The sequence below is a fragment of the Photobacterium chitinilyticum genome, from assembly GCF_004104355.1.
In the GTDB taxonomy this organism is placed as follows: domain Bacteria; phylum Pseudomonadota; class Gammaproteobacteria; order Enterobacterales; family Vibrionaceae; genus Photobacterium; species Photobacterium chitinilyticum.
The window spans coordinates 1-6,275 of sequence record NZ_RJLM01000029.1 but is presented as its reverse complement, the minus strand read 5'-3'; the positions used below and the strand labels follow the sequence as shown (position 1 = coordinate 6,275).

Annotated in this window: 7 protein-coding genes; 6 read left to right on the top strand and 1 reads right to left on the bottom strand. The window is 39.0% G+C overall.

Annotation, left to right across the window (positions count from 1 at the left end; all coding sequences use genetic code 11):
* The first annotated feature begins 167 nt into the window (after positions 1-167).
* The 6 genes from EDI28_RS25220 to EDI28_RS27055 all read left to right on the top strand — a co-directional run bounded on the left by EDI28_RS25220 (position 168) and on the right by EDI28_RS27055 (position 4,928).
* Positions 168-605 (top strand): hypothetical protein, encoded by a 438-nt coding sequence (locus EDI28_RS25220; RefSeq protein ID WP_128786615.1) that lies wholly within the window; start codon positions 168-170, stop codon positions 603-605.
* A gap of 245 nt (positions 606-850) precedes the next feature.
* A complete protein-coding gene (locus EDI28_RS25215) occupies positions 851-1,399 on the top strand; it encodes a hypothetical protein (protein ID WP_128786614.1) in 549 nt (182 codons plus the stop codon).
* Positions 1,400-1,517: 118 nt separating this feature from the next.
* On the top strand, positions 1,518-2,237 hold the full coding sequence (locus EDI28_RS25210) for a hypothetical protein (protein ID WP_128786613.1): 720 nt from the start codon (positions 1,518-1,520) through the stop codon (positions 2,235-2,237).
* Positions 2,238-2,904: 667 nt separating this feature from the next.
* Positions 2,905-3,855 (top strand): DUF2971 domain-containing protein, encoded by a 951-nt coding sequence (locus EDI28_RS25195; protein ID WP_164918626.1) that lies wholly within the window; start codon positions 2,905-2,907, stop codon positions 3,853-3,855.
* Positions 3,856-3,964: 109 nt separating this feature from the next.
* Positions 3,965-4,447 (top strand): hypothetical protein, encoded by a 483-nt coding sequence (locus tag EDI28_RS25190; RefSeq protein WP_128786611.1) that lies wholly within the window; start codon positions 3,965-3,967, stop codon positions 4,445-4,447.
* 238 nt (positions 4,448-4,685) lie between these two features.
* The gene (locus tag EDI28_RS27055) at positions 4,686-4,928 is read left to right on the top strand and encodes a hypothetical protein (RefSeq protein WP_164918624.1); all 243 of its coding nucleotides are present in this window, start codon (positions 4,686-4,688) and stop codon (positions 4,926-4,928) included.
* Positions 4,929-6,018: 1,090 nt separating this feature from the next.
* Here the strand turns inward: EDI28_RS27055 and EDI28_RS25180 are convergent.
* A partial coding sequence (locus EDI28_RS25180; RefSeq protein ID WP_164918625.1) for a transposase occupies positions 6,019-6,275 on the bottom strand: 257 nt, incomplete at its 5' end.

The following is a 6,275-nucleotide window of genomic DNA, read 5'->3' as shown; positions in this document are numbered from 1 at the left end:
CTCGACCTCATCGGGCGGGGCAAATTTAACAAGAAAATCAAGCGGACAAAAAACACTCGGCATTTCAGGTGCAAAATGAAGTTATGCGTTTACGCACTTCATATCAATATCTGCGCGTTGTTTTTCGCCGCTTATTTTAGGCGTTATGTTTCACAAGGAGATGATCAATGAATGATTTTGAAGTTGTTTGTAGAGCGCAAATTGATGGTGATTTTGAAGGTTTTGACGATGAGGTTTTGTTTAAGTTAAACAATGGAACGTACTGGGTTCAAAGTCAGTATAAATATTGGTATTACTATGCATATTGTCCTGAAGTTCTGATTTTACGCCGACATGGTGTCTATTATCTTCAAGTCGTCGGACAAAATGAAATTGTTCCCGTTGCTCAAATTTCAGATGTGATTGAAAGCCGGATTAATGGTGATTTTAACGGTTGGGAAGGCGAAACATCTTATCAACTTACAAACGGGCAAGTTTGGCAACAATCTGCGTATAAATACACGTACAAATATTCACACATGCCAAGTGTCGTCATTTTCAATCCGGGTTCAGGTTACGTAATGCAGGTAGCGGGCACATCTACAAAAGTACGTCGCATTCAGTGAAACATAACAAAGCAATCAAGGTGATACGTTACACTCGGCGGTTTTGGCATGAAGTCTGGTATGCTTTGTTAGTTTAGCGGGCGTACACCTTATTGCAGGCGTTAGGTTTCTTTGACTGAACTCTCAACCTGAGATGCAATCAGTGTAATATCAATATCCATCATTCAAGTATGGTTAATAGCCACCATTATAGTACTTAGGAATAGCATTCGCTTTTCTCTATGCAAACTAAACTTGGAGGCTGTATGACAGTTAGTTACGCCAAAGATTTTCATGAAATTCCCGAATCTTTAAAGAACAACTCTAGTCTTAAGCGCAAAGCATTGGACTTAGTTCAGTACGAGCCTATTGCTGGTAAAGTTACTGCTGGAGGCTCCAGACTTGATGATTTTCGAGAAGTTCTCATTGATTTCTTCGACCTAAAAATCGACTTAGATGCTGCAATTTTAGAAACTGAACGCAAGTTAGATCGACGTTTTAGTATGTACTCTGGCGACAATCGCGTATTTCCTAGCGGGTGGGCAGAGCGTTTGGTTCGAACGCAGGTTAGCAGGTTCTATAATCAAGCCGTACTAGAATCCATAATCGAAAGTGGTAGTGATGACTGCTTTGTGGAGCACTCTGCAAATGAGCAAGGTTCGTCCAGGTGTTCACAGCAACTAGCTGGAACTACTCAAAGTGCAAGCGTCATGTTACAACGATTAAAGTCATCTTATGGTGATGGCAATTGGGGTAGAGATCTAAAGCTTCCAGAACACCCGCATTGTACGCATACATTTAGCCCTGTAGCATAAACCTAACAAAAACATCAAGGTGACGCTTTACATTCGGCGGTTTTGGTATGGAGTTCAATGAACTTTGCTAGTTCAGTGGGGCGCACCTTATGTTAGGCGTTAGCTCTTTGGAGGATAAATGGAAAGATATCATGATATGATTGAGCTGTTAGAAACAGTTGAGAGTAATATCTCTGCTCTTCAAGAAAGTTATAAGAAAGCCCAAAAAGATGAAGAAGTTAAGTCTGTATTAAGGCCATTGGTAAAATCTTGTCTGGAACATTTACGAAGTGTGCTTGAATATTCTGCACAAGATATTTGGAGCTCATACAATACAAAAAGTAAAAAGTTATACTTTCCTTATGGTAAAGATGAAGCCTTATTTAAAGCAAACATTAAACGTAACTTACCAGGGTTAATTGATAATAACCAGCAAGCATATTCTATAATTGAAAGTATTCAGCCTTTTAAATGTGGTAATGATTGGCTAATTGAACTTTGTAATCAAACTAATTTCAATAAACATAATAAATTAGGTAATCAAATTAGACAAAATTCAGATAAATCTACAACGAATGTAGGCAATCTAGTTAGCATGCAAGGAGGGGGAACAGTTACATTCTCTGATTGTGTTTACAATGGAATGCCTTTAGGTCAAGGTAGACCAGCTGTTATATCTGGTGATATGACCGTCAAAGAAATAAAAGCGAGTATTGGTATTCCTGTTCCTGTTACGAGAGAGTTTGATTGGGTTGAGTTTCATTTTGAAAATTCAGCAGTTGATACTCTTACTCTTATAGAAAGTTCATATGAGAGGGTTCGACAGTACGTAAGCCAACTAAAAGGAACATTGAGCTAACAAGGGCATCAAGGTGACACGTTACACTCGGCAGTTTTGGTATGGAGTTCAGTGCGCTTGGTTAGTTCGGTGTTGGTGCACCTTATGCCAGGCGTTATGGCACAAAAAGCACAGGCAACGTGGTTTTTGCTTCAAGGTCTGCGGGTCAAGCTTAGCTGCTATCATGTCGATCTTCTCAGGCGATATAACTGAACGCATTCGGTATAACGAACTGTGAGTTTGGCGGGCTTTATCCGCAGCACTCGTGATTTCCATGTTGTGCTTGCTATCAGAAATGCCAGAAACTTCATCGAACTCCAGCTCTCACATATTGGCTAAGGGTTATCAAATTTTAATCCTTGCTATTTTTCCCGATGCTTCCGATTTATATCTGCTGGTAAAAAGCAATTCTATGTCCAATGGCTACTGATTTTGCTAGTTGGTTCATGAAGTTATGTATAAATTTCTGTCTGGGTTTTATTGGTAGGATAAGCTGGTAGGCGTTTGAGCAGATGTTTCTGTAGCGGTAGCGTATCTTGTAAGTGACTAAAATTCTTTGAGTTTGCCATAACAAGGCAATCAAGGTGATGCGTTTCATTCGGCGGTTTTGGTTCGGAGTTTGGTGTGCTTTGTTGGTTTCATGGGGCACACCTTATCGCAGGCGTTAGCACACAAAAGGAAACTATCATTGAAACTTTATAAATATATGTCTCCGGAGTTAGCGGAAAAATTCATCAAGCGACCTTTGCTCCGAATAACACCTGCATTTTGTCTGAATGACCCTTTTGAAGTTAGCATTCCACAAGTCGTTCTTAATGATATGAAAAATGAGATTATTTATGGACGTGAGTCAAAGTTTGAAAATGACTTAAATAGGTATATGCTCAGTCATGGAATTATTTCACTTAGCGCTACAAATGATAATTTGTTGATGTGGAGTCATTATGCTAAAAATCATGAAGGTTTTGTTGTTGAGATATTGATTGATCAAAATGACGAGTTTTCAATCTTTAACACAATGCATGTGCCAAAATCTTCTGATGCATCTCTTTGTAAGGTATCATATGAGGAAAATAGGCTTTTACCATATCAATTCGATGTCAATTCATTTAATGAAGCGCGAAATTACTATTACGCTACGAAGTTTTTAGATTGGGAATATGAAAGAGAGTATAGGTTTATTTACCCATGTATCTCTGCGACTGTTCTTATATTAGATACTAAAAATTTAAAATATAACTCGGTCGTTGAGAAATTAAAATTAAACCCTCCAGAAGTGAGTGCTGGTCGATACCGTGAAGTTAATATCAAAATGTTAGAGATCGGGTGGGCTGACGCTGGAAATAATGGAAATCATCAATTTTACAATGCATTAATAGATGTTTGGCTAGACTCAAAAGAGAACGGTGCAATTTTCCTTGTTGAACTTTCATCAAAAGCTATTGGTAAAGTTTTTGTTGGTGCAAGAGCGAATGTAAATGAATTCGAACGTTGGTTTAAGTGTGAGGATACATTAAGTGATGTGAATTATTATTGCTACATAACTGAGAGTTATGTAAATGTAATGGAGGCGAAATTGGATCTAGATAATTTTTCTGTGGAATTTTCACCGTTTAATGTTGCCGACAGTGTGTGCTAACAAGGCAATCAAGGTGATGCGTTACACTCGGCGGTTTTGGTTCGGAGTTCGGTGTGCTTTGTTAGTTCAGTGGGGCACACCTTATTGCTGGCGTTATGTGTGAATGAAAATGAAACCGAGCGTATATCTTTACAATGAAACCAATGATGAAGTAGAGCTTTATCTTGGTGAGTTCTCTACTATTCAAGGTCTTGTGCTTTTTGACCTTGAATCTGAGTTCCGATTAATTAGTTTCGGGGCTACATGTTATAAAAATTTCGATTGGGTAACTGAAAAAGAGCTACCTGAATTCTCAAGTATTAGGGAGATCGTTTCTTTTCTAAAAAAAGAAAGTGATATTAGCATTGTAGATTTTGAATCTGAATTGCCTGGACTTGGCAGTTTTAGCACGCATGATGATGGAGAGTGCCATTTCAAACTCAAATCTAAGCATTCTGCCCTTTCTATTCTCCAGCAAGTTGCTCCGGAGAAATATAGAGACATGCTCATCAATCAATTGCTAAATAACCAAAAGTTTTATATTACGTGTGACAATAGTGGTAACGTTCGCAAATTTGGTTGTTTTGATGACTACTTGTCAAAAAACACATAACAAGGCAATCAAGGTGATGCGTTACACTCGGCGGTTTTGGTATGAAGTTAGGTGCGCTTTGTTGGTTCGGTGGGGCACACCTTATTGCAGGCGTTATGCACCTAGAGCCAAGATTTTCAATGGTAGAAAATTCATCGCTTGTTTCCACGATTTTTCTGGCCATTCGTTTGCCGAAAGGCTGCCTGAAAGTCCGGAGATAAGCAGGTTGTTGCTTTCTTTGCTGCCTTTGATTCTGGCAATGCAACACCGAATTACAACGTTGCTCAGCTGTGAAAGTGCTGGCGCATTTCTTTGCCTATTGGTTTGGTGCAGCAGCCAAGCCAGTCCGTATCAGGTTGTCATGCAAGTTGGTTTGGCTCAAATTGTTGAAAGTAAATCGCAATTAGTAGAGCGTGAGTTTGCTGCCTGTATGTCGCAGATTCATCATGCATGGAAAGATTTTCGGCCAAGTATGATCGTATTAATGGATGGAGTTGCATAACAAAGGTATCAAGGTGACTTGTTTGACTCGGCATTTTTGGTTTGGAGTTTAGTGGATTTGGTGAGTTCATCGTGGCGCACCTTATCCCAGGCGTTATGCACCTAGAGCAAAGAATTTCAATGGTAGATGGTTCGTCGCTCATTTCCACGATTTCTTTGGCCATTCATTTGCCGAAAGGCTGCCTGAAAGTCCGGAGTTAAACAGGTTGTTGCTTTCTTTGCTGCCTTTGATTCGGCAATTCAACATCATAATTTCAACGTTACTTTGCTGTGAAAGTGTTGGCGCATTTCTTTGACTATTGGTCTGGTGCAGCAGCCAAGTCAGTCTGTATCAGGTTGTCATGCAAGTTTCTCTGGCTCAAATTGTTGAAAGTAAATCGCAATTAGCAGAGCGTGAGTTTGTTGTTTGTATGCCGCAGATTCATCATGCATGGAAAGAATTTCGGTCAAATAGGGTTCGAATTAATGGTTGGAGTTGCATAACAAAGGTATCAAGGTGACTCGTTTGACTCGGCATTTTTGGTTTGGAGTTTAGTGGGTTTGGTGAGTTGGTCGTGGCGCACCTTATCCCAGGCGTTATGCATGTTTAGCTGATTGAAATATTAGAACTACCGTTGGATATTAAAACCTGATCCTATTGATAAATCATGTTTTCTATTCTTTCTTTGGTATGAAAAAAATGACCATTAACGTTAACTGCAACACTACAAGTAATATCTGTAAGTACGAGTTTGAAGTTTCGTCAGTTGCTATCATCAGTAAAAAAAGTGTAGTCATTAACTTTATTTTATAGGATTTTGTACCAAAGTCTTTTATATAAACGATATAACAAAACATTGCTATTGCGATGATTATAATTACTATATCCATTTCCAGCGTTTACCTAACTTGACGAATTGTCTAACATATTAAACTGGCACAAAGATGACATTTATTCTTAGCCCTTACAAGCTCTGTTAGTAAAAGTTTAGAATGTTATCATTTTCTCAACCATGTTGTTTAGTGAAGTAAAACCATGTTAACTTTCCTTTAAGTAAGCTAAGTGTCTGTAATGCATGCATAACAAACGACTATGGCGTCAAYAGATAATTTTAAGCTGTTTTTGCATCCCATAGGGCGCCATCTCGCAGCATAGAATTTAAGATGTTAATCATCTTCCTGACGCAGGCGATAATGGCCACTTTTTTCGGTTTTCCTTCWGCCAGAAGTCGTTGATAGGTGCTTTTAAAAACAGGATTACATTGCATGGCAGACATCATTGCCATGTATAAAACGGTTCTGACCTGGGCCCGACCGCCTTGTATTTTTCTGAGTCCTTTATAGCGGCCACTTTCCCTGTTCATGGGAG